18 protein-coding genes and 1 tRNA gene are annotated in these 23,939 nt (G+C 66.0%); 9 read left to right on the forward strand and 10 right to left on the reverse strand.

Annotation, left to right across the window (positions count from 1 at the left end):
• Nucleotides 1-22: 22 nt before the first annotated feature.
• A complete protein-coding gene (locus P12x_RS23640; RefSeq protein WP_435007429.1) occupies nucleotides 23-1,180 on the reverse strand; it encodes a hypothetical protein in 1,158 nt (385 codons plus the stop codon).
• A 342-nt stretch (nucleotides 1,181-1,522) separates the two neighbouring features.
• Between P12x_RS23640 and P12x_RS23645 the strand changes: the two genes are divergently transcribed.
• The 5 genes from P12x_RS23645 (at nucleotide 1,523) to P12x_RS23665 (ending at nucleotide 8,201) form a co-directional block, all read left to right on the forward strand.
• Nucleotides 1,523-3,295 (forward strand): proline--tRNA ligase, encoded by a 1,773-nt coding sequence (locus tag P12x_RS23645; protein WP_435011718.1) that lies wholly within the window; start codon nucleotides 1,523-1,525, stop codon nucleotides 3,293-3,295.
• Nucleotides 3,292-3,564, forward strand: a complete 273-nt coding sequence (locus P12x_RS23650) for a hypothetical protein (protein WP_435007431.1) — start codon at nucleotides 3,292-3,294, stop codon at nucleotides 3,562-3,564. Before P12x_RS23645 ends, P12x_RS23650 begins: the two co-directional genes overlap by 4 nt.
• Complete coding sequence (locus tag P12x_RS23655) at nucleotides 3,561-4,736, forward strand: MraY family glycosyltransferase (protein WP_435007432.1); 1,176 nt, start codon at nucleotides 3,561-3,563, stop codon at nucleotides 4,734-4,736. Before P12x_RS23650 ends, P12x_RS23655 begins: the two co-directional genes overlap by 4 nt.
• Nucleotides 4,651-7,119 (forward strand): O-antigen ligase family protein, encoded by a 2,469-nt coding sequence (locus P12x_RS23660; RefSeq protein WP_435007434.1) that lies wholly within the window; start codon nucleotides 4,651-4,653, stop codon nucleotides 7,117-7,119. The genes P12x_RS23655 and P12x_RS23660 overlap by 86 nt, the downstream gene beginning before the upstream one ends.
• A gap of 119 nt (nucleotides 7,120-7,238) precedes the next feature.
• A complete protein-coding gene (locus P12x_RS23665) occupies nucleotides 7,239-8,201 on the forward strand; it encodes a cation diffusion facilitator family transporter (RefSeq protein ID WP_435007436.1) in 963 nt (320 codons plus the stop codon).
• Here the strand turns inward: P12x_RS23665 and P12x_RS23670 are convergent.
• From P12x_RS23670 to P12x_RS23680, 3 genes are read right to left on the reverse strand one after another with little or no spacing between them, the layout of a single operon-like run.
• Nucleotides 8,128-11,856, reverse strand: a complete 3,729-nt coding sequence (locus P12x_RS23670) for an FG-GAP-like repeat-containing protein (protein WP_435007438.1) — start codon at nucleotides 11,854-11,856, stop codon at nucleotides 8,128-8,130. The two genes, P12x_RS23665 and P12x_RS23670, sit on opposite strands and share 74 nt — an antisense overlap.
• 53 nt (nucleotides 11,857-11,909) lie before the next feature.
• The gene (locus P12x_RS23675; RefSeq protein WP_435007440.1) at nucleotides 11,910-12,851 is read right to left on the reverse strand and encodes a nitrilase-related carbon-nitrogen hydrolase; all 942 of its coding nucleotides are present in this window, start codon (nucleotides 12,849-12,851) and stop codon (nucleotides 11,910-11,912) included.
• 17 nt (nucleotides 12,852-12,868) lie between these two features.
• Nucleotides 12,869-13,822 carry a tetratricopeptide repeat protein gene (locus P12x_RS23680; protein WP_435007441.1) on the reverse strand — a complete coding sequence of 318 codons (954 nt, stop codon included), beginning with the start codon at nucleotides 13,820-13,822 and terminating at the stop codon, nucleotides 12,869-12,871.
• A 201-nt stretch (nucleotides 13,823-14,023) separates the two neighbouring features.
• Between P12x_RS23680 and rnc the strand changes: the two genes are divergently transcribed.
• From rnc to deoC, 3 genes are all read left to right on the forward strand, one after another.
• Nucleotides 14,024-14,749: a ribonuclease III gene (rnc, locus tag P12x_RS23685; RefSeq protein ID WP_435007443.1), complete on the forward strand. Its 726-nt coding sequence runs from the start codon at nucleotides 14,024-14,026 to the stop codon at nucleotides 14,747-14,749.
• A gap of 157 nt (nucleotides 14,750-14,906) precedes the next feature.
• Nucleotides 14,907-16,181 (forward strand): hypothetical protein, encoded by a 1,275-nt coding sequence (locus tag P12x_RS23690; RefSeq protein WP_435007444.1) that lies wholly within the window; start codon nucleotides 14,907-14,909, stop codon nucleotides 16,179-16,181.
• Nucleotides 16,182-16,340: 159 nt separating this feature from the next.
• Nucleotides 16,341-17,081 (forward strand): deoxyribose-phosphate aldolase, encoded by a 741-nt coding sequence (gene deoC, locus P12x_RS23695; RefSeq protein ID WP_435007446.1) that lies wholly within the window; start codon nucleotides 16,341-16,343, stop codon nucleotides 17,079-17,081.
• 16 nt (nucleotides 17,082-17,097) lie between these two features.
• On the opposite strand, the gene P12x_RS23700 is transcribed toward deoC, so the two are convergent.
• From P12x_RS23700 to P12x_RS23725, 6 genes are all read right to left on the reverse strand, one after another.
• Nucleotides 17,098-17,172, reverse strand: a tRNA-Pro gene (locus P12x_RS23700).
• A gap of 27 nt (nucleotides 17,173-17,199) precedes the next feature.
• Nucleotides 17,200-17,658 (reverse strand): response regulator, encoded by a 459-nt coding sequence (locus tag P12x_RS23705; RefSeq protein ID WP_435007448.1) that lies wholly within the window; start codon nucleotides 17,656-17,658, stop codon nucleotides 17,200-17,202.
• 20 nt (nucleotides 17,659-17,678) lie between these two features.
• Complete coding sequence (locus P12x_RS23710; RefSeq protein WP_435007449.1) at nucleotides 17,679-18,359, reverse strand: hypothetical protein; 681 nt, start codon at nucleotides 18,357-18,359, stop codon at nucleotides 17,679-17,681.
• Nucleotides 18,360-18,723: 364 nt separating this feature from the next.
• Complete coding sequence (locus P12x_RS23715; RefSeq protein WP_435007451.1) at nucleotides 18,724-19,605, reverse strand: ParB/RepB/Spo0J family partition protein; 882 nt, start codon at nucleotides 19,603-19,605, stop codon at nucleotides 18,724-18,726.
• 134 nt (nucleotides 19,606-19,739) lie between these two features.
• A complete protein-coding gene (locus P12x_RS23720) occupies nucleotides 19,740-21,092 on the reverse strand; it encodes a nicotinate phosphoribosyltransferase (protein ID WP_435007453.1) in 1,353 nt (450 codons plus the stop codon).
• A complete protein-coding gene (locus tag P12x_RS23725) occupies nucleotides 21,089-22,822 on the reverse strand; it encodes an ArnT family glycosyltransferase (protein WP_435007455.1) in 1,734 nt (577 codons plus the stop codon). Before P12x_RS23725 ends, P12x_RS23720 begins: the two co-directional genes overlap by 4 nt.
• Before the next feature lie 172 nt (nucleotides 22,823-22,994).
• On the opposite strand from P12x_RS23725, the gene P12x_RS23730 reads away from it, so the two are divergent.
• On the forward strand, nucleotides 22,995-23,936 hold the full coding sequence (locus P12x_RS23730) for a histone deacetylase family protein (protein WP_435007457.1): 942 nt from the start codon (nucleotides 22,995-22,997) through the stop codon (nucleotides 23,934-23,936).
• Nucleotides 23,937-23,939 lie beyond the last annotated feature (3 nt).

Consider the following 23,939-nt stretch of genomic DNA (forward strand, 5'->3'; position numbering starts at 1 on the left):
AAATCGAGCCGGCGAAGTTCGATCAGCCCTTCCTGGCGGCCTTCTTCTTCGCGGCATTCGCGAACGCCACGCTCGACAGGTTTCCGACGTTTACAATCGGAGGGACGATCGTCGTGCCCGTGACCGGGTTGAGGATCGTCGATGGCGGAGCCGGGAAGACCGGGACCTGACCGTTGGTGGTCACCAGGAGACCGCCCGAGGGCAGCGAACCGTCGTTCGGGCCGACCTTCACCGGAGCCTGGAGCTTCGAGCTCGGGGCTCGGGTCTGCTTGATGTCCCCATTCGGATCGATGATGATCCCGAGGAAGTACTTGTCCGGCGTTGTCGGCAGCGTCAACGGCGGGAGGGTCGTGGTGATCTCGTTCGCCGTGGGGATGACATTGGCGTTGTTCCGGATCGAGCCCTTGGTGGGGACCGCCGAGATCCCCGGGAGGCTGTTGATCACGTAACTGCCGACCACGACATCGCCCGGCCCGAAGGTGTTGTTCAGGGAGGCGACGAGCTGGACCGTGACCGGCCCCTGGAGGCTCGGATTACCCGGCCCGTAGTTGGCGACCCGGATCGTCGGCGAGATGACCTGGCCCGGGACCAGGGTCGTCGGGACGTCGAAGCCGACCACCCGGAGGTTGGGCAAGGCCTCGGCGATCCTGATCTTGGTGGGGACCCGGAAGGTGTTATTGGTCGTGTCGGACTCGTTGATCGCCCGGGCGTTGTTGACGACCAGTCTCAGATAGATCACGCCGCCATCGCCGGGGAAACCCGCCGGGCGATCCGGCAAGTTAATGGTGGCCGTCGTCTCGTAATCGCTGTTCTGCTGAACCGGGGGGACCGCGATGGTTCCGACCTTGACGAGCCCCCTGTTGCCCTTGGGCTGGGTCGAGGCGAAGACGTCGACCGTCGTCGCCGGGGCGTCGGCGGTGCTGGTTGCTCCGGGAGCCAGGTGGGTCGGCTCGATCAGCGAGCTGGCGCCGAGGTTCTCGACGTCAACGTTGATGTTCAACTGCCCGCCCCAGGTGGCCGCTCGGGCGGCGTACCCGCTGACCGTGAGGTCGGGCAGCGAATAGCCGAAGGCGGAATAGGTCAGGAGCTGGCGGGTTTCCAGCCCCTCGACGGCGACCTTCTCGGGACGGCGTCGGCGGCGGGCGTTCCGTCGCTCGCGATGGGATTCGTTCGAAGACACCTCTCACCTCCCTGCGGCCCGGAGGCCACGACCTGCCTACCGCTCGGCCAGTCCGGCGGAGGCCGACCGTCACTTAGTGTTTAGGTCGTCACCCCCTCGCCCGAAATGAGGCCAAAATCTCGGTTCCGGGAGGCTCGAGGTCGTCCCGTGACCAGAGTAATCGACGCGCGGGACGTCGGGTTTCTCGGGGCTGGATCGGTCGGTCCGAATCCCGAGGTTGGGCCTGCGATCTCCCCGCCCGATCTGATAGACTATCCCGATTCCCCGGGGGTCCTCCGCCGATTCTCGCCCGACGGCCCGCCCGGCGATGACCCCCTCCCCTTCTCGCGGCAGGAGCCGATCGTGCGCTGGTCGAAAGCACTGATCCCGACACTCAAGGAAACCCCCGCGGACGCGGTGGCCCCCAGCCATCAGCTCCTCCTCCGCGCGGGGATGGTCCGCCAGCTGGGTGCCGGAGCCTATACCTATCTGCCGATCGGCTTCCGGGTCCTCTCGAAGGTCGTCCGATTGATCCGCGAGGAGATGGACGCAGCCGGGGCTCTCGAACTCCTGATGCCCGCCCTCCAGCCGATCGAGCTCTGGAAGGAGTCGGGCCGATACGAGACGTTCGGCGATCTCCTGATGCAGCTGAAGACCAGCAACGACCAGCAATTCGCGCTCGGGCCGACGCACGAGGAAGTCGTTACCGACCTCGTCCGCGACCTCGTCCGCTCTTACAAGCAGCTGCCGGTCACGCTCTACCAGATCCAGACCAAGTTCCGCGACGAGCCCCGCCCCCGCTTCGGGATCTTGCGGACCCGCGAATTCCTGATGAAGGACGCCTATAGCTTCGACGCGAATGTCGAGCAGCTCAACGACAGCTATGACGCGATGTACGAGGCCTACTGCCGGATCTTCGACCGCTGCGGCATCCCCTACGCCGTGGTCGAGGCGGAGAGTGGGCCGATCGGCGGCGATAGCTCGCACGAGTTCATGGTCCCCTCCTCGACCGGGGAGGACACCATCATCCAGTGCCCGAAATGCGACTACGCCGCCAACAAGGAGCGGGCCGAGATCGGCGAAGGCCCCGCGATCCCCGAGCCCGACCTCGCCGCCCCCGCCCCGGTCTCCGTCGAGACGCCCAACCGTCGGACGATCGCGGAGGTCTGCGACTTCCTCAAGACCGACGAATCCCAGACCGCCAAGCTCCTGGTCTTCCTGGCCGATGAGAGGCCCGTCGCCGCGCTGATCCGGGGCGACCACGAGGCCAACGAGGCCAAGGTCCGCCGGGCCTTCTCGGCGACCTCGATCGCCCCGGCCGACCCCGCCACGATCGAAAGAGTCACCGGCGCCCCGATGGGATTCCTCGGGCCGATCGACCTGAAGATCCCGCTGGCCGTGGATCGATCCGTGGCCGCAATGCCCAAGGTGGTCGTCGGCGGGAACAAGCGCGACGTCCACCTGACCGGCGTCATCCCCGGCCGCGATTTCCCGCTGGAGAAGGTCCTCGACCTCAGGGATGCCGCCGAAGCTGACCCCTGCCCCCGTTGCGGCGCCTCGATGGAGGTCAATCAGGGGATCGAAGTCGGCCACGTCTTCAAGCTCGGGACCAAGTACTCGAAAGCCATGGGCGCGAACTTCCTGGACGACAAGGGGCAAGAGGTCCCGGTCATCATGGGCTGCTACGGGATCGGCGTGAACCGGATCGTCGCGGCGGCCGTCGAGGCCGGGCATGACGATAACGGGATCGTCTGGCCGCTCGCACTGGCACCTTATCACGTCCTGATCGCACCGCTCCAGATCACCAACCCCGCCGTGATCGAGGCGACCGAGACGCTGGAAAGGAAGCTGGAGGAGGCCGGCTATGACGTGCTGGTCGACGACCGCGACCAGCGTCCCGGGGTGAAGTTCAAGGACGCCGACCTGATCGGCATCCCGCTCCGGGTGGTTATCAGCGAGCGCGGGCTGAAAGAAGGGACCGTCGAGGTGAAGTGGCGGACCGACCCGACCGCGCACGCGGTCTCGGCCGCCACGGCCGAAGAGGCGATCCTCGCCGAGCTGGAGACGACCCGGAAGGGCCTGGAAACGATCGCGACCGAACGTCGGATCGCCCGAGCGGCCGCGAGGGGCCAATGAGTCGGCGACTCCCCCGGACACCATTCGCCCTGCTCGCGGCGATGACGATTTTCACCACGACCGGACCGATCGGGATCTGGGCGATCCTGAAAGGGGGGGCCAGACCGGACTGGCCCCCCGATCGGGCGGTGGAGTGGGCCGTGGTCCTCGGCGTCTCGGCCATGGTGGTCTCGCTGATGATGGCCTGCTGCTCGCTTGTCCTGGTGAATCGCAAGGCGGTCGCCCGGGCGACGGACGGGACGGGCGGGCCCTCCGAGGATCGGCCGTGACACTTCCCGTCGTGGCCCTCGTCCTGGTGGTGGCCTCATTCGGATTGAGTGCCCTGCTCTGCTCGGTGGCTCGGGTCATCGCGCCTCGATTCGGGCTGGTGGACCGGCCCGGCGGCCGGAAGGCGCACCGTGCCCCGACGCCGATGGCCGGGGGAGTCGCGATCTGGCTGACGGTCGCCTCGATCCTCGGCGCGGGGGCCCTGGCCCTCGGGCCGGGCCTGGCCTGGCTCCCGCCGGTGTTCGCCCGGCACGCCGGGGGAGCCTGGGCCCGAAGCGGCCAGCTGACGCTCATCCTGGGCCTCGCCACGGCGATCATGGCGATGGGACTGGCCGACGACCGCTTCGGCCTGGGCTGGAAGCTGCGACTGGGCGTCCAGATCATGCTATCCGCGACACTGGTCGCGTCCGGGGTCCGCGTGACGCTGTTCGGTTCGCTGGATTCACCCATCATCTCGGGGGCGGTCACGGTCCTCTGGATTGTCGGGCTGACCAACTCCTTCAACTTCCTCGATAACATGGACGGGCTGGCCGCCGGGGTCGGCCTGATTGCGGCCTCGCTGTTCGCGGCGGCCCAGGTGGAGGTCGAGGGGCGCTTCGTCCCGGCGGTCCTGCTGGTCCTGGTGGGGGCGCTCGCCGGCTTCCTGGTCCACAACCGCTATCCGGCCCGGCTGTTCATGGGGGACGCGGGGAGTAACTTCCTGGGGTTCCTGCTCGGGGCCCTGACGGTGGTCGGGACGTTCACCCGGCCCGAGAAGGGGTATTCGCCCCTGGGCGTCCTGGCTCCCTTGCTGGTGATGGCGGTCCCGCTCTACGACACCACGTCGGTCATCCTGATCCGGATCCGCGAGGGGCGAAGCCCGTTCGAGGCCGATCGCTGCCACTTTTCGCATCGCCTGGTCGAGCGCGGCTTGACGCCGCCGATGGCGGTCCGGACGATTTATCTGGTCACCCTCGCCGGCGGGCTCGGTGCCCTACTCCTCCCCCAGCTCGACCTGCTGGGGGCTGGCCTGGTGGTCGCGCAGACCATTTGCCTCCTCGGCGTGGTGGCCCTGCTGGAAATGAACTCGAACCGGCCGGAGCGTCGCGATGTCGACCCGAGACCCACGATCGAAGCCAGCCCCGAGGACCGAACATCGGCCCTCGACGGCCCGGCCACCGGCGTATTCCGCTGAGTCGTCCGGCGAGGACACCTTCGCCTGGATGGGCGAGCGGCTCCGAAGGGTCGCGCTCGGCCTGACCGCGATGCTCCTGGTTGCCCGTGCCTATTTCCCGAGCGAGGACGCGGAGACCGGCTCGGGCCTGGTCTTCGTCCTCGCCTACCTGGGGACGGCCGCGCTCGCGATCGCCTCGATGCTGATCTCGGGGACGACCCGACTCCGATGGTCCTGGGCCGACGGGGCGGTCCTGACCCTGATGTTCCTGGTTGGCCTGAGCGCCTCGCATGCTCCCGACCGACGCCCGGCGATCACGATGGCCTGGGAATGGGGCGGCCTGGCCCTGATGTATTTCCTGGCGAGGAACCTACCGAGGACCCGGGCCGAATCGGCCGTCCTGGCCGGGGCGCTGGTGGCAACAGCGGTGGCGGTCTCGGCGTACGGGATGTATCAGGTTTCCGTCGAGTTCGGCCAGCTCCGTCGGATGTACAACGCGAATCCCGAAGGGGTCCTGCTCCGGATGGGGTACGCCCCCGGGACACCGGCGGCCGAGGCCATGAAGCAACGCCTGCTCTACTCCAATGAAGTCTTCGCGACGTTCGCGCTAGCGAACTCGCTGGCCGGGTTCCTGGTCGGGCCGTTGGTCCTGGCCTTCGCGGTGGCCCTGGAAAATCTCAAGCGAGAGGGACGGGGCTCTCGACTGGTGGCGCTGGGACTGGCCGCGGTGCCCGGCCTCTTGATGCTGGTCTGCCTGATCTTGACCAAGAGCCGGAGCGCCTACATCGGGCTTTTCGTCGCTCTCCTGATCCTGGCCTGGAGGGCTCGCCGAGGGGTCCCGCCCCGGATCCTGGCGATCTCGGGGATCGGTCTGGCGCTTCTCGTCGGGGCCTTGGTGGTCGTGGGAGTCTCGACCCGTCAGCTCGACAAGCAGATCCTCACCCAGTCGACCTTGTCGCTCCGCTATCGGTGGGAATACTGGGTCGGGGCCTGGGGCGTGATCACCGACGCGCCTTCGCCCTATGTCTCGACCGGCCTGGGCCCGATGAACCTGGGTACCGACGAGCCAGAATTGGCCCATTCGAGCCGGACCTTCTGGTCGGGGCTCGGCCCGGCGAACTTCGGAGGCCCCTATCTTCGCCACAAACTCCCCGAGGCGAGCGAGGAGGTCCAGGATCCCCACAACATGGTCCTGGAGGTCTGGGCCGCTTCCGGAATCTGGGCGATGCTCGCCTTGCTCGCCTCGCTGGCGATCGGGCTCCGCGAGACGCTGGGACCTCCCCGGATCGATCCGGTCAGTCCTTCGGATAGCAACCTGGGATTGACCCCGATCTCGGCGAGGATCCAGGGAGCCCCCCCTTCCCGATCGGGCTGGCTGATCGTCGTGGCCGGGCTCGGCTGGATCGCCGTCTGGGTCCTGGGAAAGCTCGACCCGATGAGCCAGGCCGACCTCCTGGCCCGGTGGCTGATCCTGGGCATCAGCTGGTTCCTGGGCGTCGTGCTGGGTGTCAAGCTCTGGAGGCGTCGCCCGATCCCGGCCGCGGGATTGGGACTGGCGGTCCTGGCGGTGTCGATCAACCTCCTGGCCGCGGGCGGGATCGGGATTCCGGCGGTGTCCATGATGCTCTGGGCCTTGCAGGCGATCGGCCTGAATCTCCGCGACGACCGAAACTGTAGCCGGCTCCGGGTGGTCGGCGGGATCCTGCCGGCGGCCTTGCTCGCGGTGGTCTGGGCGGCGCTGGCGGGGACGTTCTACGGGGCTGTCCTGCCGGGTTGGAAGTCGGACGCGGCGCTGGAACTGGGCAACGCGTACATGACGATGCAGCCCCCCGCCTTCGATAAGGCCCGGGCCGCATATGCCGAGGCGATCTCGTCCGACCGCTACGCCGTCAAGCCCTGGATCGCACTGGCCGATCTCGAATACCAGTTCTGGAGGTCTCCCGAGGTCGTCAAGCGCAAGGAGCCGCACTGGACGAAGGTCCTGATCTCGATGGATAAGTCCCTCGACTCGACCGCCGGGCGGAACCCGAACAACCTGGCACTCCGGCGTCGGCAGGCGGCTTATGCCCGGGCCATCCTGAGAGACCTGCCCGCCGACGCCAAGGTCGTCGAGCTGCTCGATCTGAAGGCCGCGATCGCGAGATCCTGTCGATGGGCCGCCCGGATCTACCCCACCAGCGCCATGATCCGAGCCGAGCTGGCCCTCGCCAGCGCCGACATCGGGATGTACCCCGACGCCGTCCGGGAGGCGAAGCAAGCCCTGGATTTCGACGAGCAGACTCCTCATAAGGACAAGAAGCTCCCGGCGGCCGTCCGAGAATCGCTCCGGGCCCAGATTCCCCGCTGGGAGGAGATGGCCAACGCACCGCCACCGAAGCTCGACCCCGACAAGCCCAAGGGTTGAAGTCGGGTCAAGAACTCGAGCGGTACGATGGAACGAGAATCGCTGAATGTCTAACAGGTCGTCTTGGGCCTACCTCTGATAATTGTATTCGAAGTATCGACCGATCGAGGATCGCCGACTTGAGCAGCACCGACCTTTACCGACAGGCGCGAGCCGGGGCCACCTGGGGAATCGCGGTGAGCCTGGGCCTGGGCCTCGTCAAACTCATGGGCGGCCTCTTCGGCCACTCCTTGGCCCTGGTCTCCGACGCCGCGCATTCCCTGGTCGACGCCGCCCTCTCGGCCGCCCTGCTCGGTGCCTTACTCGTCGCCCAGCGTCCTCCCGATCGCGAACACCCCTATGGCCACGCCCGGTTCGAGGCCGTGGCCGGCTCGGGAGTCGCCCTCCTGCTGATCGTCCTGGCCCTGGGAATCGCCCGCGAGGCGATCATGACCCTCGGCCAGGACCGGGTCCTGCCGGCCGCCTACACCCTGGCGATCGCGCTGGGAGGCTCGCTTGTCCAGGAGGCCCTGTATCGACAGACCCGTCGGATCGCCCGCGAGACCGGGTCGGCCGCGCTCCTGGCCGCGGCCTGGGATTACCGGCTCGATGCCCTGGGGAGCATCGCCGTGGTGGCCGGGGTCGCCGCCGCCCGATGGGGCGGGCCCTCCTGGCACTGGGCCGATCACGCCGCCGCCGTCGTCGTCGCCTCGGGCGTCCTCTGGATCGGAACTACCCTGCTCTGGGGGAACGTCCAGGATCTGATGGATCGCCAGGCCGACACCGAACTCGTCGACGCCGTCCGGGTCGAGGCGCTCTCGGTCGAGGGAGTCCAGGGCGTCGAGACGCTCCGGGTCCGCAAGGTCGGGATCGAGTATCTCGTCGATATCCACGTCGAGGTCGATCCCGACCACTCGGTCCGGGACGGGCACGCGATCGCCCACGCGGTCAAGGATCGCGTGATCGGGCAGCTCGTCCCGATCCGCGATGTCCTCGTCCACGTCGAACCCTCTCCTCCTGAGGATCTCCTCAATGACTACCGGCCGGGCGAGTCTGATAGTCGCGAAGGTAAGCCGCGTAGTCCGGATCAACCGGGCGACTGAGGGGTTCTGCAAAGGGAAAGTCGGGCATGCCCTTCCACGGGAGAGGCCCAACCGAGTCGCTGCCCGCGGTGAAGGGGTCGGCGTCCTTGCAGTAGCCGACGGATCGGAGGACGAAGCTCCGGGTCCACCCTTCGGGTAGATCCGGCAGGCCCTTCGCCTCGAATTCGAGACGGACCTCATCACCGGGACCGACGGTACAGAGCTGGTCATCGTCGGTCGTCAGGAGAGGGGTGACGTCGCCGTGGCGGGTCAGGACCCCTTCCATCCTGGCGAGCGGGGCGGGGTCGATGTACTCATACTCATAGAGCAAGGGAAGTCGGCCGTCGGGCGAGACCTCGCGGAGATAACCCCGGTCGCGGAGCCCGGCGCGGCTCACAGACAGGGAGGAGATGCGGACCCGATCTTCGGGGCCGGGGACAGCGAGGAACGCCTGGTCCCAGTAGCATTCCATGTTGGTCGTGAGCCGGAGGAAGCAATTCGGGCCGGACAGCTTCCCGGTCAGGTCCAGCGTCATCATCCGGGGGAGCCCGGCGGGATAGCCGGGATGGGGGTCGATCACTTCCCAGCTTCCATCCGATCGCCGACGTTCGAGGACGGGCGGGCGGAGGGGAACGCCGGCAGTGCTCGCGGCGTAGTTGGTCTGCGAGTAGGGATACTCCACCCAGCCCGCCAGGCAGAGGACGAGCTTCTGACTTTCGGGGATCGAGGCGAGTCGATCGCCGAAGTCGAGGATCAGCGAGTGATCCTCGGTATAGCCAATCCAGCCCCGGAGCCGCCGGAACTGGTCCACCGTCCGGCGATCCCACGAGCGAATCAGGCCGGTCACATCTCGCCCTTCGTGGTCGAGGGCTTGCACCGGCTCGACGGTCCGGGTCCAGGCAAAGGTCTCGCCGGTCGGCCTCGGTCCTTCGGGGGCGAATCGCTCGTCGGGGGTGGAGGCAACCCCGGGCGGGCGGTCGATTACGTCGAGGGTCAACTTGTCGAGATACGCGACCTCGTCCATGGGCTCGACCACGCTCAGGCGATAGATGCCATCGACCGGGACTAGCTGATCGGGAGCGATCCCGACCGACTCGTCTCGGTCGGGCTGGCCGTAGACTCCGGGGGCGACCAGGTAGCCGAGCCCTCCCCCGCCCAGGAAGTCTCCCAGGCATTCGAACCGGGTTCCGTTCCACGTGAAAAGTACCGGACAACTGCCGGTTTTTCGCGAGTACTCGACCAGTTCCAAGGTCTTGTCGGCGGTCACGTTCAACTCGCACTGCATGACACCATCGGGCCAGCGAATCCGGAGGAGCGGTGCCGAGGTCTTCGAGCCCAGACCCAGGACGACAGGGGCGACCGACTGGCCGAGGCCGGCCGAAGGGGTCGTGTGGTCGTACGGGACGTGGAGCCCTTCTCCTTCGAGCGAGAGCCTCGCGCCCAGTCCTTCGGAGTTTGTCCGCATGTGGTCGAAGCTGGTCTTCCAGCGACCGGCCAGGTCGAGTGCCAACCAGTGCTGGCCGTTTCCCAGGTTCCGCGCGATCTGCGGCGGGAGCCCGTCTCGTACCACGACGAAGTCGGGTAAGGCGTCGCCAACGAAGTCGGCTATCGCGAAACCTTGAATGAGAGCGATTCGGCCCGCGTCGGAAAACAGCGGAAGAAGTTGGGTCTCGAAGCGAGTTCCGGCATTCCTCGACCAGGGGAGCGAGAGGGATGCCTTCGGTAAAGGGAGTCCGACGAGGTCGGCCCAGCCATCCAGATCGAGGTCGACCGACTGGGCCGATCGCAAATGCATCGCATCGATCGGGCTCGCTTCCCAGGCCAGCTTCAAGGCTCCCGAAGGTCGAGTCGTCTGGTTCACCCACGCCGAGACCCGGCCACCCGAACTGGTTGCGACGAGGTCGGGCCGACCATCATTGTTGATCTCGGTGACGAGAAGGCCGGAGATCGTCCCGTCCGGCTTCAGTTCAGCCATCGATTCCGAATGGTAGTTGCCACCTCGATCGTTGAGGAGGACCGTCGGGGGAGTTCCGTCGGCGGCAAGGACCAGGTCGATGTCGCGGTCCTCGTCGATGTCGAGCGCGGCGAGCGCGGTATGAGCCCCCTGGCCGGCCTGGAGGACTTCCTGGCCCGAGAAGGCCCGCGAGAAGACAATCGAAAGCCCCTCTGTGGCCGCCAGGTCGGGAGTTGCCACGGCGAGGGGAACCCAGTTGTCGGCGGGACGGACGCCGATCTTGGCCGCCTTCCCATCATTCCGGTAAACCGAGTTCGGCAACCCTGCCGACGGAGGACTCTCCGAGAAGCATCGATCGGCCTCCGCGGCCGGGGCGTAATTCAGGACGTAGAGGTCGAGGTCGCCGTCCTGATCGAGGTCGAGCCACCGGGCCGAGAGGCTGAGGGCGGGAGTCTCTTCCTTCAATCCAGCGGCCTGGGTCACGTCCTCGAACTTTCCACCGAGGTTACGGAGGAGGCGGTTGTCTCCCACGCCGGTGAGGTAGAGGTCGACTCTCCGGTCGGCATCGAAGTCGCCCGCCGCGACGCCAAGGCCCGCTCGGCCCTCCGGGAGCCCGGCCGACCGGCTGGCCTCCTCGAATTTCCCGTCTCCTCGATTCAGCAGGAGGGCGTCGCGAACCCCCTTGGGTCCGAGGATCGCGGCCGTCAGATAGAGGTCGAGCTTGCCATCGCCGTCGGCGTCGAAGGCCGCGACCCCTTGTCCGAACCGTGCCCGGGCCCGGCCGATCACGGCCAGCGGCCCGATGAAGTCGGCCGAGGTCACCCAGCGGTCCCCGTCCTGAAGCTTCAGGTCGATGGCCGAGGGGGGATCGAACTTGGGGCCAGGACTGCCCGCCTTGGGTTCGCTCGTCCTGGGGAACGGGTCGATCACCGTTGCATAGTGGCCCATCTCGCCGTAGACCAGGCCGGTGATGTCTCCCGAACCGGAGGGATTCTTCTTGGGGTCCATCTTCTGGAAACGGTCGAGGAGTTTCCGTTGCTCGGGTTTCTCCCCGGCGTAGCCCTTGACCTGCGAGAGCTTGTACATCGCGGTGGTCAGGCCGGGATTCAGCTCCAGGGCCCTGGAATATGCCTCGATCGCCTTCGGGAGGAGCTTCGACCCGGGGCGGACCCCCTGCCCTTCGGACTCGGTGAGGGTGGTCCCCACTTCGAGCCAGGCGTTGGCGTCGCCAGGGTCGATCTCGACGACCTTGAGGAAGTCGCCGTGGGCCTTTTCGAGATCCCCCTTATAGGAGAGGATAATCCCGCGCGAGAAGAGGGCGTGGGGATTAGCGGGCTGTCGGGCGATGACCTCGTCGAGGAGCCGCTTGGCCTCGTCGATGTTCAGTAAAGGAGCCCCACCGAGTTCCCCCTGCCCCGCCGCCTTGGCCTTCGCGTCGGCCTCGCCTCCTTGGTTCAGCAGGGCGATGGCCAGGTTGATCGATCCGGCGATCCAACCGGGAGCCTTCTTGTGGACCTCGCGAAAGGCCTCGGCGGCCTGGGGATACTCGTAACGCTCCATCGCGCCCAAGCCTCGGTAATGGGCCTCGACGACGGCGGTGAGGTGCTCGGGCGGGATCTCGTCGCGTCTCGACCAGTCGATGGTCGCTTCCGGCCTCTCGCAAGAAGAGAGGATGAGGAGGAGCAGTGCCAGGGCGAATCCCCTCTGTGGAAGTGACCTCATCGACGGTGTCCTTGGATGTTCGGTACCAGAGGGGCGGACCTGTCGGCTCTATCTTATTCGCTTTTCGAGGCTCGTGGCGAGGAGTGGTCGGCGAACCGACCCCGGTTCGCCTCGATCCTGAGATGCTCGAGGAAGTCGTGCCCCGATCGGCGTCGACGTTCGGCCCGGAGGGCGCCCAGGTCGATCGGGGCGACCACGATCTTCTCTCCTGGCCCGGGATCGGCCTGGGCCAGGATCCGGCCGTCGAAGTCGACGACCATGCTCCCCCCCGGCCAGGAGAACGGCGGATAGTTCGAGGCCGAGGCCCCTTGATTCGACGCCACGACGAACGCGAAGTTCTCGACCGCTCGGGCGCGGTTGAACAAGGTCCACCAGTCCATCGGCGGCGTGGCACCCCAGGGGTCCATGTAGGCCGAGACCCGGATCAGGACCTCGGCCCCGCCCAGGGCCAGTGCGCGAGTCGACTCGGGAAAGAGCCAGTCGTAGCAGATCGCCGCGCCAAGCCGACCGATCTCGGTCTCGACGACCGGGAACATCGGCTCGTCGTATCCTTCGAGGTCGTGAGGGCTGGCGTGGACCTCCCAGGGGAGCCACGGATTGACCTTCCGGTAGCGGCTCAGGAGGCCGTCGGGGCCGATCAGGCAGGTCGTGTTGAAGACCACGCCCGGCCATTTCGGGTCGAGTTCGAGGAACGTCCCGGTCTGGATGTAGACGCCCCGTTCCTTCGCCTTCGCATGGTAGCGGTCGGTCTGCTCGTTGGGGATCGGGACCGCCAAGCGATCGCGAAGTTCCTCGACGGTCGGGTAGATCGGTGCGGCGTGAGCGAACTCGGGAAAGACCAGGAGTCGAATATCGAAGAACGGTTCATAGCCGACGACGGCGCGATCGACCATTCCCAGGAGCGTGCCGACGCGCTCGGGCAAGGCCGAACGGTCGGCCGGACATGGGAGATCGGTCTGGCAGGCTGCGGCGTAATAGCGGGCGATCTCGGGCATAGTGCGTCCGCCGGGCCTCAGTTCTCGACGGGCCTGGGCGGTGTCGCGGCGTCCAGGAACGCGGCGAGGGCCTCGTCGGGCTTGCGATCGGTCAGACGCTGGAAGACGTCCGATGCCTGCCGGCTCCGCCCCGAAAGGAACGATTCGGCACCCAGGACGAACCAGGCGTCGCGATCGCCGGGATGGGCCTGCAAGTGGGATTCGAGCCGGGCCATGTGCCGGGCGAACTCGCCGGGTTCGCCGAACATCGACTGGATATCCGGCGCGTGCAGCAACCATCCCGGGTCTTCCGATCCGGTCACGGCGAGGCGGAGCCGGGCCGCGGCACTCTCGTAATCGCCACGGACCAACGCGACCTGGGCGAGATGAATCTGAGGGACCGGCGAAGTAGGGTCGGCCTTGACCGCCTGGAGGAAGCGATCCTCGGCCCGCTTGATGTTCCCTCCTCGAAATGAGCGATCGCCGATCTCCACCTGCTCCTTGGCGCGGGCTGGGTTGGTTGGTCTTCGAGGACGTGCCCCCGGATTTTCGATGAAGGCCCGAGGCGGCATCGGGAGCATGAGTCCGCCCCTCCCCTGCCCCTGGGCGAATCCCGGGAAATTCTGGGGAACTGACTGGGGCTGCTGGAGGTTTGGCACGCCGGGAGGCACTCCACCCGGACCGACCACGATCAACGAGGGAGCATAGGCGAAGAAGCCGGACGGTCCGAATCCGAAACCGATCCCGGGATTGTAATTGATCTGGTTCGCGCCCCCGCCTCCGCCGCCCTGCCCGACGACGCCCTGCGAGAAGGAACTCCCACCATAGCCGCCGAAGCCGGTCGAGAATCCAGAATGGAAGTTGATGGAATGCGACGCGCCGGCGTTGCTCGCGGAGCCGGTGAAGGTCGAGTAGGACGACTGTCCCGGCGCCGGGTTTGTCCAGGCGATCATCAAGAAGGCCGGGATGGACCATCGCAGGTGGTTCGGCATGCGACCCGACCTCCTTATCCGTCTTCAGACATCGGGGTTGATCGTTTCCATTATCTTCGGTTCACGCCCCCAAAGCAATTGCTATGCTCGGACGCTCCGTCGATTCTTCCCGCTCTGGTTGACATCAGTTCTGGGGCCGGTTACGCTCGATTCCCATCGGATCCCTCCTCATTTTCGACGCTCCAAACTGCTGGCCCAACCATGCACGACCCCGGCAAACGCGAATCCCCCGCGCTGCTGGAGCATTGCGAAGAGATCCTCGAATACAGTTTTCGAAACCCGGCCTATCTCCGATCGGCGCTCACGCACGCCTCGGGTGCGGATCACCGCCTGGCCTCGAACGAGCGGCTCGAATTTCTGGGCGATGCGATCCTCGGGGCGATCGTCTGCGAACTGCTCTATCTCAAGTTCCCCGAGTATCAGGAAGGCGAGCTGACCCGGATCAAGTCGGTCGTCGTCTCCCGGAGGACCTGCGCCAAGATCTCGGAGCGTCTGGGATTCGACGATTTCTTGATCCTTGGTAAGGGGATGGGGACCCAGGACCAGACCCCATCCTCGCTCCTGGCCGACGTCTTCGAAAGTCTCGTCGGCGCGATCTACCTCGACGGGGGGATGGAGGCGGCCAAGCGGTTCATCGTCCGTCACATCGAGGCCGAGATCGACGAGACCGTGGACGGCCAGATGGGGGCCAACCACAAGAGCAATCTCCAGCAGATCGCCCAACGCCAGTTCGGCGAGACGCCGATCTACGTCCTCCTTGACGAGAAGGGCCCCGATCATTCGAAGTGCTTCAAGATCGCCGCCCAGATCGGCACGCACCGCTACCCTCCCGCCTGGGGGCGGAACAAGAAAGATGCCGAGCAACGAGCTGCAACGAACGCGCTCAGCCAACTCTCGGGCGATCCCGTCCCTTTCTCGGCCGACTGAATCTCGGAGGGTTGCGGACCCGAACGACTCTCTCGGCTCGCCCCTTGCGGGACCTTCTCCAGCTCACCTAAAATAGCCCTTCGAAATGGCTCGCTTGACTTAAGTCGGTCGAGGACGAGCCGGAACGGCCCCGCCTTGCCCTGATCGAGAGGCTACCGTGAACGGCTCGCTGGTGGCCGACCTGGGGATTGGGCCGGAAGTCTGGCTCTTCGCGACGCTCCTGCTCTGCGTCACCTTCTTCTTCAAATTCGGCCGGTTCTGGAGCGTCCGGAACCTCGACCTGTTGCTGGTCTTCGCGCTGGCACCGGGAATGATGATGCTGGTCGGCCATCACCACGGGGCGGCCTGGTGGCCCTTCGTCTGGCTTTTCGTCGGCTCTCTGCTCTGGCTGGTCCGATGTTTCGTCGACCTCGGCCTGACCCGGAGACCGCTCCTGGAGCCGAACCTCGATGCTTCGGGCCTGACCTGCCTGGCGATCGGGGTGATCGGCCTGTTCGTGGTCGAGACCGTGAGCCTGCCGATCGACGACGGGTCCAAGCGAAACCCCGCCGACACTAAGTCCGACCTCGTCCCCGAACCCGCCCCAGGCGAGGCCGTGGTCGACCGGGTCCTGCACAATAGCCCACTGGCTGCGTCGTTCAATCGCGGCGAGAAAGCCCGGGTGATCCTGCGCCGGGTCCTGGCCAGCCTGGCCCAGGTCGGCCTCGTGATCGGCCTGATCGCGGTGGGGTGGAAACATTTCGATCGGCCGATCGCCGGCCTCTCGGTGGCGACGTGCTATCTCCTGCTCCCCTACGCGCGGTTCGCCCTGACCGATAGCGGGCAGTTGATCCCCGCGGCGCTGATCGTCACGGCGCTGGTGGTCTACACCAAGCCCTGGCTCGCAGGATTATTGATCGGCCTGGCGGCGGGCTGGATGCCGGCCTGCATCGGCCTGGTCCCGCTCTGGGCCGGCTTCTATCGGCGACGGGGCTTCTGGTGGTTCTCGGGCGTGGCGGTCGGGGTGGTGGCGGCCTGTTGCCTACTGGGTCTGACCGTTCCCGGCCTGGACACCTGGGCCCGGGCGCTCGGGGCCCGGAGCCTGGCCGAAGCGGGGCTCCTGCCCGGAGTCGAGGCCCCGACCTCGGGGAGCTTCTGGTCTGGGATCGACCCGAGCTACCGACTCCCTGTCCTGATCGCCTACTTCGCACTGGTGATTGCCACCACGTTGCTTCCCGCGAGCAAGAATCTCGGCGAATTGATCGCCCTCTCCGCCGCGTTGCTGGTCGCCAGTCAGTTCTGGTATCTCGACGCCGGGGGGACCTTGATCGTCCTCTACCTCCCGCTCTTGATCCTGATGATGTTCCGACCGAACCTGCACACGAAACGGATCCAGGCAAGGGGCCTGAGGGGTTCCGGCAGGGTTCAGACGACCCTATTCACCGGACTCTGATCGAAGTCCGGGGCCGGCCGAATCGCGGATCCGATTCCCCCGTTCCGAAAGGCCGGACCGTACACGCCTGGCGGGTGACATCTCTTGCCCGGAGGGGCTCGGGGCGACACAATCGACCCCTCCCCTTCTCGAGAACGAGCTACCCTGGAGCCTCCGCCGATGGACCTGACGTACCAGTCGATTGCCGGCCGGATTGACCACTCACTCCTCGGGCCGACGATGACCGAGGCCGAACTCGAAGAGGGATGCCGGCTCGCCAGGACCTACGAGGTGGCCAGCGTCTGCATCAAGCCCTTCGCGGTCGCGATGGCCTCGAAGCTTTTGGCCGGCTCGGGCGTCGGGGTTGGCACCACCATCGGATTCCCACACGGCGGCCACTCGACCTCGATCAAGGTCCAGGAGTCGCGTCGGGCGATCGAGGAGGGCGCGACCGAGCTCGACATGGTGGTGAATATCGGGCAGGTTCTCGGGGGAAACTGGGACGCGGTCCGCGACGATATCGCCGCCGTCACCGAGGTCGCTCACGCTGGCGGGGCCATCGTGAAGGTCATCTTCGAGAACTGCTATCTGAACGACGAGCAGAAGGCTCGCCTCTGCACGATCTGCGGCGAAGTCGGTGCCGATTACGTCAAGACCTCGACGGGCTACGGCACAGGTGGAGCGACCCACTCCGACATCATCTTGATGCGAAAGACCTCACCGGCCTCGGTCAAGGTGAAGGCGGCTGGCGGAATTCGCGACCTCGATGCGGCGATCGCTTACGTCCAGCTCGGATGCGAACGTCTGGGGTTGAGTAAGACGAGCGAAATTCTCGACGCGTTGCTCGTCCGACTCGGCCAGCCGATCCGATCCTCCGGGGTTCCACGTGGAACGACCGAAGGTCGAGCGAGCTCTTACTGAACGGCCAGGCGGCCAGTCGGGGCGGCCAGATTCGAACTGGCGACTTCCTGCTCCCAAAGCAGGCGCGCTAACCAGGCTGCGCCACGCCCCGCGTGATTTCGATCAGGACACGAGCATCCTATTGATAGCAGCGATCCGGGTCAAGGTCGGCTGAGCCTCGAATGGATTTGACGCCTCGCTCCATCAACCCGATCAGTGTCAGGAGGAACCGGTCGAAGTCGAGCGGTTTGGAGAAAATCGCATCGAACAGACCTTCGGGGATGGCCCATTCGGGCACCTCGAGGTTCTGGCCGGTCACCAGCACGATCGGGATTGTAGGATGGCGTCGGCGAACCCGGATCGCCAGCGCCCGGCCGTCGGTACGCGGCATCATCAGGTCGGTCACCACCACGGTAGGCTGCCGGTGGAAGCAGCAGGCCATCGCATCGGTGGCGGCCCGGGTGGCCACCGAGGCGTATCCCGAGTATCGGACCAGATCCCTCAGCGGTTGGACGCTCTGGAATTCGTCGTCCACCAGGAGGACGTACGGACCCTCGGGTAGTCGGCTGGGACCGATCGATCGGGTGAAGACCTCCATATTTTCGACCTCTCGAGGATTCAGTTCATATCGAGCTGAGCGGGCCAGGACATCTCAAGTCGCCAACCCGAATCCTCGGAGATTTGATATCCCCCGCCGTGAGCCTCCGCAACCCTTGCGATCAAGGGGAGAGTCCAGTTCGATCCATCCAGGGCGGGATCGAGCAATGGCACCGGCTCTTCCCAGTTGATCGTGGCCCTTCCGGCCTCAACTCCCCATCGAAGTCGGGCGACGCGGTCGAGCCCCTGCCCCCCTGCCCTCCATCGGACCAGGGCATCGAGGGCCTGACCGATTCGTTCGACGTCGAACGAGGCCAGGGTCCGATGACGCGGATGGACGAGTTCCAGATCCGCCCCGCCGTCCGTGATCAATCGAGACCATTCCTCACGTCGATCGTTGAAGAGTAGATCGAGGGGCAACATGACCCTCGATAGCGGCATCGGCCGGCAGATCGTCTGCAAGCGATCGACGAGTTGTTCGAGTTCGAGATAATCTCGCTCGATCTTCGCCCAGGCCCCTCGCATCTCTTGGCTCGACTGCCTGAGCGCGAGGAAGAGGCTGAGCTTGAGGCTATTGAGCCGATTTCGACACTGATGACAGTATTCACCCAGTTGACGATAGACCACCTCGCGGAGTTTCGGATCGGTGGCTATCTCGAGTAGCTGGAGACACAGTGATGATTCAATCAGCCCTTCGGACATGGTAACCCCCGCGCAGCCGACTAAATCTCGCTCGCTGAGACCGCGCGATGACATCTCAAGGCAGACTCAAGCCTCAGGCAACTGGCCGAGCAGATTCACCCGGCACGGGCCAACTCGGATCGATGGCGGCTCGACGATAAGAGCAATCACGGTGCCGTGCGGTGGGATTTCGTTAGCGACGGTCGAAGCCGATACACGCACACCTGTTGAGTCGGGAGGCCATCACTCCCTCGTCAACCATCATGGATACGCGGCTTCTCAAAAAATCGGAAGCGAAGGTCTGAGGGGAAGTCGGTGTCACGGGGAGGATGCGCGACAATCCCTGACGACAGAGTTCGTCCCCAGGGATCGTCCTCCAACGGGATCAGCCGCGGATCAGGCCGATCACACGCTCGTACTCTTCCTGGTTATTGTAGTCGATGACGATCTGACCCCGATCTCGGGTCTTGGCCCGAATTAGCACTGGCGTCCCGAACCGGAGCTTGAGAGTCTCCTCGAGTTCCAGGACGTGAGGAGCCCGGACACTTCCCGAATGGGCGGAGTCTTTTCGGACCCGGGTCCGGGCCGGACTCGGGACCCCGGTCGCCACCAGGGCCTCGGTCTGTCGGACGTTCAGGTTGTCCGCGATGACCTGGCGACATCCCGCGATGATCGCCTCGGGGTCGGCCAGGCCGAGAAGGGCCCGTGCATGACCCTGGGTGATCGCCTTGCTCATGACCGCGTTCTGGACTTCCTCGGGAAGTTCGAGGAGCCGGATCAGGTTCGAGAGGGTCGAGCGATCGAGGCCCAGTCGACCGGCCAGCTCTTCCTGCGTCCCGCCGTAACGCTTGAGATAGTCGCGGAAGGCGTGGGCCTTTTCCAACGCGTTCAGGTCCTCGCGTTGGAGATTCTCGACCATCGCCAGCTCGCTGACGCGCCGGTCGTCCAGGACCATCACGCGGGCGGGGATCGTGGCAAGTTGTGCCTCGATGCTGGCCCTGAGGCGCCGCTCGCCGGCGATCAATTCATAACGATCCCCGGCCGCACGGACGATGATCGGCTGGAGCACACCGTGCTGACGGATCGAGTCGGCCAGGGCGGCGATCTCGTCGGAGTCGAACTGACGGCGAGGTTGGAAGGGATTGGGGTCGATCCGGTCGACGGCCAGGTGGAGCAGGTCAGCGGCCTCGAGCGAGGAGGCTTCGAATCCCCCTTCCTCGGTGCCCAGGAGCGAGTCGAGGCCGCGTCCGAGTCGTTTCTTATTCACGGTCGAAGACCTCCAAGACGGAACCGAGGGCGAGGCGTCCTGCCCCGCCACGAACCTCGGAGGGTCGGCAGGCCCCCCCCGGTGGGCGGATCGTATCCCTGGCCTCTCGGGCTGTAAAGCTCAAGTCCCGCCGATCAGACCAACCCCAGCCGCTCGGCCTCGGCCTCCAGCCGATCGCTGTATTCGAGCCGGTAGGAGCCGACGGCATCCACGCCTTTCAGGTCGTCGGGCAGGGACGCGACTTGCCTCCGGCAATAATCGCGAATCGAGCCGAGCCCCGGAAGTGGGCCGACGAGCTCGCCCCCCCGGACGATCGGAACGAGGAGCCCCTGCCCCTCCGGTGTTTCATCCGCCCGCGTCACCAGGTCGTGGTCGAATCGACCCTCCGGCCCGAGGATCCTTCGTATCTGCTTGGCCAGCGGATAGGTTTTCTTCCCCGCGCTTCGCTTGATCCGCCCGACACCGTTCAGCTCGACTAACTTGTAGACCATCGAGATCGCCGGTGCGTCCCGGCTGGTGATCAGCTCCGTCCCCACCCCGAAGGAGTTGATCGGGGCGTCCGCCTTCAGGAGTTCGTCAATCTTCCACTCGTCCAGGTCGCTACTGACAATGATTCGCACATGGGACCGATCGAGAGAATCGAGGATCATGCGAGCCGACTTCGAGAGGACGGCGAGGTCGCCACTGTCGATTCGAATCGCCTGGATCGGCGGCTCGATCGCGGCGGCATTTCGGACCCCTTGCTCGGTGTCGTAGGTGTCGACGAGCAATGTCGTGGCCGAGGGGAAGCTCCGAGCGAACGCCCGGAAGGCGGCGGGCTCGTCGTCGAACGACTGGACCCAGGAATGGGCCATCGTCCCGAACGCGGGGATGCCCAGCAATCGGGCCGCCTCGACGTGGCTCGTCCCTTCGAAACCAGCCAGGTAGGAGGCCCGGGCATTCAGGAACCCCGATTGGGGACCGTGGCCCCGTCGGGCCCCGAAGTCGATCACCCCCCTGCCCCTCGCCGCCTCGACGATCCTCGCAGCCTTCGAGGCGACCAGCGTGGGATAGCTCAGCGACGAGAGCAGGATCGTCTCGATCAGCTGGGCCTGGGCCAGTGGCCCTTCGACCCGGACCAGAGGCTCGCCGGCGAAGACCACCGTCCCTTCGGGAACCGCCCAGATATCCCCTTCGAACTCGAAGTCCACCAAGGTATCGAACCAGTTGGGATCGATCGATTCGAAGATGGGCCACCGACGGATCGCTTCGACCTGCTCTCGACTGAACGAGAGTCCCAGGATGGTCCCGATCGCCTGCTCCAGACCGGCGAAGACCAGGTAGGCCCGCCCCGGCGGGAGCCTTCGGACGAAGCTCTCGAAAGTGGCCCGCGATCGATCGATCCCCGAGGCGGCATACCCCGCCATCATCGTGATTTGATAGAGGTCGGTCACAGGTCCCAGGGCGTCGGGATCCGGCCAGAGCATCACGGGTGGTTCGGGGATCATGGGGCGGTTCCCGGTCTTCGGGGTCGAAGCAGCCAGAGCGGAGCCGACCGGTCCGGCGATGCGGACCGGGCCGCGGCCGGGTCGAGGTCGAGCAAGGTCGGGAGCGTCATCGTCGAGGGAAACTCCTCGACCAGTTCCCAGCGATCCGCGAATCGGGCCAACAATCGCACGGCCGACCGATCCGAGGTCTGGCCCGCCTCGGACCGGAGGATCGTCGAGTCGACCAGCGCCCACAACCGAGGATCCGAGGGGATCAGGAGTCCGTCCGATCCGGCCATCGGATAAAGTGCGATCCGCCCGGAGAGATAGTACGTCACGGGTGGCCGGACCAGGAGCCGGAGCCCCGCGACATCCTCGGGGAGTCTGGCACCGACCTGGGCCGAGGCCCTCCGGAGCGAATCGCTCGGGTCCAGCAAACCCGGCAGGATCTCGGCCCGGCTCGCGGTTGTTCGAGTCAGGTAAACCCCGATCGCCAGGGTGGCAAGGACGTAGATCAGCGGAGGGTGGCGGAACCAGGGACGTTCACCCTTCCTGCCGAATATCCGAGAGGCCGCTCGTATCGTCGGGATCCCGCGAACGACGAGCCAACCGATCAAGATCCAGTTCAGGGCTTCCAGGGGCAGCCAGAGTCGCGCATAGGGGTGATAGAAGGGAGTGATTACCGAAAGGATGAGCCACCAGACTCCCAGGACCCGAGGCCCAACCTCGCGACTATCCAGCAGCCAGGGGGCCATGATCAGGCCCAGCCAGTAGGGTGCGTCCAGGAACACCCATGCGACGAGAGGACCGAAGCACACTGTGCAGACCCGACGAATTGTCGATTCCGGAGGATCGTCCGGCGGACTCATCCTCCACCGCGCGATCCCCGCCATCACCAGCGTGAACAGGATCAGCGGGCGACCTCCCGAGAGAGCGACCGCCTGCTCGGACTGGACCTTGAGATGGGGCCACCAGGTCTCGAAGCCTCCCAGGTAACTTCGCTGGTGGCGGAGCAGCGCGGAGTAACCTCCGTGGTCCTCGACGAATCGAAACCAGGGCCAGACCACCAACCAGGCAACCCCGGCCGCGACCAGACCCCAGCCGAAGACCCTCGCCATCGCGGCGGGTCGACGGTCCTCCCGTCGAAGGAGGATCCCGAGGAATGCCGAACCGAGCACGATCCCACTGGTCAGCCAACCATTGTATTTGAATTGCTGAGCCAGCCCGACGGAGAGGCCAAGGCCCAGTGCACGGACCGGCCCGGGTCGCTCCAGGAACCGGATCGAGACGACCATCGCCACTAGCCAGGCCAGCAGGAATGAAGCGTCCGTCAGGGCGATCCGCGAGAAAGCCAGATGAGGCCCGGACAAGGCACAGAAAACCGCCGAGGTGAGGCCGACCCCCGGCCCGAAGATCCGACGTCCCAGGTAGGCGATCAGCGGGATTGTCAGGGTCCCGGCCATCACCGAGACGGCCATCGCCGAGAGGTCGGTCGGACCTATCAGGAGCGAGACGAGGCCGATCGAGATCGGGAAGCCGGGCGGGGCGTACGGGATCAGCATGGGATCGAGGGCGGCCAGACCTCCCGGGACCTGGGCCCAGGCCCCCACCATCGCGTAAATCCCCTCGTCGAAGTGGCTCAGGCCGAATCGGCCCGGAGGCCAGAGTCGCAGTGCGGCTCCCAGGACGGTCACGACCGCCACACCCAGCGTTTCGCGAAGGGCCCGATTGAATGGCTGTGCCGGTTCCATGCGTTCCGATCCTACCCGAAGCCCCCGGGCGATCTCACCCCCCTACCCTCGCGATTCGCGAATGGTTCGGTTCCACGTGAAACAAACGGCTCGATTGCCCGATCGTCCGCTCCGGTTTATCGTCGAGGCTGGAACCGCGGTCGGTTGGTTCGTACTCGTCAGAGGATCGTTCATGGTCACACTCTACCGCGACACCCGGATGCTCGATCACGTCCCCGGTCCCCAACACCCGGAGCGACCAGAGCGTCTGAGTGCGATCCTCCGCCACCTGGAACGGACCGGCCTGGCCCGACATTGCCCGACCCCGATCGTCCGGCCGGCGACGGACGAGGAGTTGCTCCGCGTCCACACTCCGGGACACATCGCAGGAGTCGAACGAGCCGCCGCCGAGGGTGGTGGCCTGGTCGAGGTCGATACCTGGATCTCCCACGGATCGCCGCTCGCGGCCCGACTGGCCGCCGGAGCTGTCGTTGACGCCGTCACCTCGGTCATCGAAGGGCCGGAACATCGAGCCTTCTGCGCGGTCCGCCCTCCAGGCCACCATGCCCGGCCCGATCACGTCATGGGCTTCTGCCTGTTCGCCAGCGTGGCGGTCGCCGCAGCCCATGCCGTGGCCCGCCACGAACTGGGGCGAATCCTGATCGTCGACTTCGACGTCCACCACGGGAACGGGACCCAGGAGATCTTCTACGACGATCCGGGCGTGTCGTTCCTCTCGATCCACCGTTATCCCTTCTATCCCGGATCTGGCGCGGCGGATGAGACCGGGACCGGCCGGGGGCTCAGGACGACCCGGAATGTACCGATCGCCGCAGGGACCAGCCGACCGGAATACCTGGCCGCGTTCCGATCTCACCTGGAACGCATGGCCGATCAGGTCCGACCCGAATTGGTCCTGCTGAGCGCGGGCTTCGACGCCCATGCCGAGGATCCGGTGGGTAATCTCGGGCTCGAGGTCGAGGATTTCGAGGAGATGACCCGAGGGGTGATCGCCGTGGCCGAGGCCCACGCCGGAGGCCGCCTCGTCAGCGTCCTGGAAGGAGGCTACAACGTCCCGATCCTGGCCGGATGCGTCGCGTCCCACCTGGAAACCCTCGGGGCGGAGTCCTACTGAGAT

This window comes from Tundrisphaera lichenicola (assembly GCF_051175385.1).
Lineage (GTDB): Bacteria > Planctomycetota > Planctomycetia > Isosphaerales > Isosphaeraceae > Tundrisphaera > Tundrisphaera lichenicola.

What these genes read in the sequence shown, in the direction of transcription:
- deoC (WP_435007446.1), top strand. Translation starts at nt 16,341, where the DNA reads ATGGACCTGACGTACCAGTCGATTGCCGGCCGGATTGACCACTCACTC.
- P12x_RS23720 (WP_435007453.1), bottom strand. Translation starts at nt 21,092, where the DNA reads ATGATCCCCGAACCACCCGTGATGCTCTGGCCGGATCCCGACGCCCTG.
- P12x_RS23650 (WP_435007431.1), top strand. Translation starts at nt 3,292, where the DNA reads ATGAGTCGGCGACTCCCCCGGACACCATTCGCCCTGCTCGCGGCGATG.
- P12x_RS23660 (WP_435007434.1), top strand. Translation starts at nt 4,651, where the DNA reads ATGTCGACCCGAGACCCACGATCGAAGCCAGCCCCGAGGACCGAACAT.
- P12x_RS23675 (WP_435007440.1), bottom strand. Translation starts at nt 12,851, where the DNA reads ATGCCCGAGATCGCCCGCTATTACGCCGCAGCCTGCCAGACCGATCTC.
- P12x_RS23725 (WP_435007455.1), bottom strand. Translation starts at nt 22,822, where the DNA reads ATGGAACCGGCACAGCCATTCAATCGGGCCCTTCGCGAAACGCTGGGT.
- P12x_RS23730 (WP_435007457.1), top strand. Translation starts at nt 22,995, where the DNA reads ATGGTCACACTCTACCGCGACACCCGGATGCTCGATCACGTCCCCGGT.
- P12x_RS23710 (WP_435007449.1), bottom strand. Translation starts at nt 18,359, where the DNA reads ATGTCCGAAGGGCTGATTGAATCATCACTGTGTCTCCAGCTACTCGAG.
- P12x_RS23670 (WP_435007438.1), bottom strand. Translation starts at nt 11,856, where the DNA reads ATGAGGTCACTTCCACAGAGGGGATTCGCCCTGGCACTGCTCCTCCTC.
- P12x_RS23705 (WP_435007448.1), bottom strand. Translation starts at nt 17,658, where the DNA reads ATGGAGGTCTTCACCCGATCGATCGGTCCCAGCCGACTACCCGAGGGT.
- P12x_RS23680 (WP_435007441.1), bottom strand. Translation starts at nt 13,822, where the DNA reads ATGCCGAACCACCTGCGATGGTCCATCCCGGCCTTCTTGATGATCGCC.
- rnc (WP_435007443.1), top strand. Translation starts at nt 14,024, where the DNA reads ATGCACGACCCCGGCAAACGCGAATCCCCCGCGCTGCTGGAGCATTGC.